The 3,795-nt window shown below is 70.2% G+C and carries 3 protein-coding genes; 1 reads left to right on the top strand and 2 read right to left on the bottom strand.

Annotation, left to right across the window (positions count from 1 at the left end):
- The first annotated feature begins 125 nt into the window (after positions 1 to 125).
- Positions 126 to 1,055, top strand: coding sequence for a hypothetical protein (locus DY245_RS34180; RefSeq protein WP_128511014.1), 930 nt, complete (start codon positions 126 to 128; stop codon positions 1,053 to 1,055).
- A gap of 123 nt (positions 1,056 to 1,178) precedes the next feature.
- Here the strand turns inward: DY245_RS34180 and ptsP are convergent, their stop codons facing one another.
- Positions 1,179 to 2,849, bottom strand: coding sequence for a phosphoenolpyruvate--protein phosphotransferase (gene ptsP, locus DY245_RS34175; protein WP_128511013.1), 1,671 nt, complete (start codon positions 2,847 to 2,849; stop codon positions 1,179 to 1,181).
- A 76-nt stretch (positions 2,850 to 2,925) separates the two neighbouring features.
- A complete protein-coding gene (locus DY245_RS34170) occupies positions 2,926 to 3,375 on the bottom strand; it encodes a PTS sugar transporter subunit IIA (RefSeq protein ID WP_128511012.1) in 450 nt (149 codons plus the stop codon).
- Between the last annotated feature and the right edge of the window lie 420 nt (positions 3,376 to 3,795).

The following is a 3,795-nucleotide window of genomic DNA, read 5'->3' as shown; positions in this document are numbered from 1 at the left end:
GGCGCCGGACCGCCAAGGCCCGAACGGGCTCCGGTCCGGCGCCGGCCCGCCATTGTCAGACCCCCCGATTACTCTCAGTGACAAGTGACGTGCGATCCCCGCACGCAGCTCACTCAGGGGGAGTCATGACCGCCACATCCCGGCACACCGACCAGTCCGCCGCCCGCCGCAGCCTGCGCCGCGAAGTCCCCAGCACCGCCGCCGTCCTGGCCGACGAGCCGGACTTCACCGCCATGCGCCGCTATCGCACCTTCCCGTTCGACGACCACAACAGCTACCTCCAGCAGATGGAGGCCCTGCTGCGCACCCTCGCCTCCCAAGGCGTGCTCACGACCCTCAGCCTCTTCGACTCGGTCGCCTACGAGAAATACTGCGCGGACCGCGCCCTGGACCCCGACCACCCCGCCAGCCGCACCCGCTACACCGCGGAACTCGCCTGCACCGGCGCCACCTTGACGTACGAGGGCCAGCCGCTCAGCCAACTGCTCCCCTTACTCGTCGAGGAATCCGACCGCCGGGCGACCTGGGACCACGCCTCCGGCCTCCTGGCCCGCGCCGGCACCTGCGAGGAGTGCGGCGAGGACCTCGCGCGCGCCGCCTTCGCCCGCGCCACCCAAGCCCTCCAACAGCTCCTCGCATCCCTCGGCGGCGGCACCCACCACCTCGTCTGCTCCGTCGCGGCAGGAGAGCCGTCCCTCCTGGCGACCCTGCACGCCACCGCCCGCGACGGCGCCCGCCTCGGGCTCGCCGAATCCGAAACCCTGCTGTTCTGCACGGTCCTGGCCGCCGGCTTCGCCCTGTGCACCCCCGGCGGCATCGTCTCCCGCACCATCCCCGACGCCGCCGGCCGCGACGCCACCGGCGACACCACCCATGACACGGTTCGCGGCTGGTCCCTGCGCGACTCCTGGCCACGCCCCCTCACCGCCGCCGAGGTCTTCACCGCCTACTGCACCGATGCCGACACGGGCGAGCCGATCCCACCCGAGCACGGCGTCGACTACGCCCCCGGCCTCCCTCTCACACCCCCGCCCGACACCCACCGCCACCGCTGACCCGGGCACCGGCACACACAAAGGCGCACGCCAAGAGGCATGCATAGCCGCACACAAAAGGGCCGCCCCGCCACAAGGGCGGGACGGCCGTCAAACTCCCGCGACGCACCGCGCCGCACGGAATCACTCCCCGGAGAGCACCGCCTGCGCGGCCGCCCGCGCATCGTCGGCGCTGTCCGTGGCACGCGCCGCGGCCGCCGCACGCTCGCACTGCGCCAGCGTGTGCTTGGCCAGCGTCGCCCGCACATAGGGAATCGACGCCGCGCCCATCGAAAGGCTGGTGACACCGAGCCCCGTCAGCACACACGCCAGCAGCGGATCGGAGGCCGCCTCACCACAGACACCACAGCTCTTGCCCTCGGCCTTCGCGGCCTCGGCCGACGCCGCGACGAGGTCCAGCAGCGCCGGCTGCCACGGGTCCTGCAGACGCGACACGGCGCCCACCTGACGGTCGGCGGCGAAGGTGTACTGCGCCAGGTCATTGGTCCCCAGAGAAAGGAACTCGACCTCCTGCAGAATCGACCGCGCCCGAAGAGCCGCGGACGGAATCTCCACCATCGCGCCGAACTTCGCCCGCAGCCCGGCCTCCCGGCACGCGTCCGCGAACGCCTTGGCGTCGATCCGGTCCGCCACCATCGGCGCCATGACCTCAAGGTAGACAGGCAGCCCCTCGGCCGCCTTCGCCAGCGAAGTGAGCTGGGTACGCAGCACATCGGGGTGGTCGAGCAGCGTACGCAGCCCCCGCACACCCAGCGCGGGGTTCGGCTCATCGGCCGGCGTCAGGAAGTCCAGCGGCTTGTCGGCACCGGCGTCCAGCACGCGCACGACCACGCGCCCCTCGGGAAACGCCTCCAGCACCTTGCGGTACGCCTCGACCTGCTTCTTCTCGGACGGCGCCTGCTTGCTGTCGTCCAGGAACAGGAACTCGGTCCGGAAGAGACCGACGCCCTCCGCACCCGCCTCGACCGCCGCCGCCACATCACCGGGACCGCCGACATTCGCCAGCAGCGGCACCTTGTGCCCGTCGGAGGTGGCACCCGGACCGGACGAAGAGGCCAGCGCCGCCTTCCGCTCCGCAGCCGCCTTCTCCATCTCCGCACGCTTCTCCGCGCTCGGCTCGACGAAGATCTCACCGGTGCTGCCGTCGACGGCGATCACGGTGCCCTCGACCAGCTCACCCGCTCCGGGAAGCGCGACGACGGCCGGCACACCCAGCGCCCGCGCAAGAATCGCGCTGTGGCTGGTCGGCCCGCCCTCCTCGGTCACGAACCCGAGCACCAGCGTCGGGTCCAGCAGCGCGGTGTCGGCCGGCGCCAGATCCCGCGCGATCAGTACATAAGGCTCGTCGCTGTCCGGCACACCCGGCATCGGCACACCCAGCAGCCGGGCGACGATCCGGTTGCGCACATCATCGAGGTCGGCGACCCGGCCCGCGAGGTACTCACCGGCACCCGCAAGCAGCGCCCGGTAGGCGGCGAACGCGTCGTACACCGCGCGCTCGGCGGTGCTGCCGACGGCGATCCGCCGGTCGACATCCGCCATCAGCTCGGGGTCCTGCGCCATCAGCGCCTGGGCCTCCAGCACGGCCTGCGCCTCGCCGCCCGCCAGATTTCCACGGGCTATGAGGTCGGCAGCGACAGCTTCCACGGCCTGACGGGCGCGCCCCTGTTCGCGCTCCGCCTCGTCCGCCGGAATCTGCTTGGCCGGCGGCTCGAGAACCGCCGTCCCCATGTGCCGCACCTCGCCTATGGCCACACCGTGGCTCACCCCGACGCCTCGCAGCGTTGTCTCCATTGCACCCGTCTCCGGATTAATGCGACGGCCGCACCGCCGCGGTGGTTGTCTATCTGCCGTTCGCGACGGCGCCCGGCTACTGCCAGGAGAAGAGCGAGTCGCCCGCCTTGACGTCGCCGTCCTCACGCACATCGCCGAGCGAGTCCGCGGTGGCCTCCAGCGCGACGACCGGGCACACCGGCGACTTACCGGCCTCCTCGACCGCGGCCGGGTTCCAGCGCACGACCTCCTGGCCGCGGGTGACGGTGTCGCCCTTGTTCACGAGCAGCTCGAAGCCCTCGCCGTTGAGCTGAACGGTGTCGATACCGAGGTGGGTGAGCACGCCGTGCCCCTCGGAGTCGACGACGACGAACGCATGCGGGTGCAGCGATACAAGAACACCGTCCACGGGCGAGACGGCGGCCGACGGTTCACGAACCGGGTCGATGGCGGTACCGGGACCCACCATCGCTCCGGAGAACACCGGGTCGGGCACTGCCGCGAGTCCGATGGCGCGTCCAGCAAGAGGGGACGTCACGGTGGTCATGGGAAGCCTCCCAGGGGTGGAGATTCATCAGGCCGCCGTCACTACCTGTCCTGGACGGCGCACCGTTCAGAAGCGTAAGTCATAAGAACTGACGGTTCCGCATGACAGACGCTGGTTGCACACCGCGAGTCCCGCCGAATCGATTTGCCTCGCCCACAGCAGGGCTGTACTGTCTGAGACCTGCCCCAGACAGCCAGGACGCAATCAACTGCGGCCGGTTGAGGTGGGCGGCACTCCTCAGCGTCTTGATCGCGACTCAAGAATTGAGCGCTTCTGCATGTCTGCAGAAAAGCGGCGGTTCGAAAGCCCGAAAAGGCCTGATAGAGTGTGAAACACAGAAGGGAAGCGCCCGGAGGAAACCCGAGAGGGAATCCAAAGGAAGCGTCCGTTCCTTGAGAACTCAACAGCGTGCCAAAAGTC

Origin of the sequence: Streptomyces inhibens (assembly GCF_003389455.1) — a bacterium.
GTDB lineage: Bacteria > Actinomycetota > Actinomycetes > Streptomycetales > Streptomycetaceae > Streptomyces > Streptomyces inhibens.
This window is presented reverse-complemented; position numbering and strand designations above follow the sequence as displayed.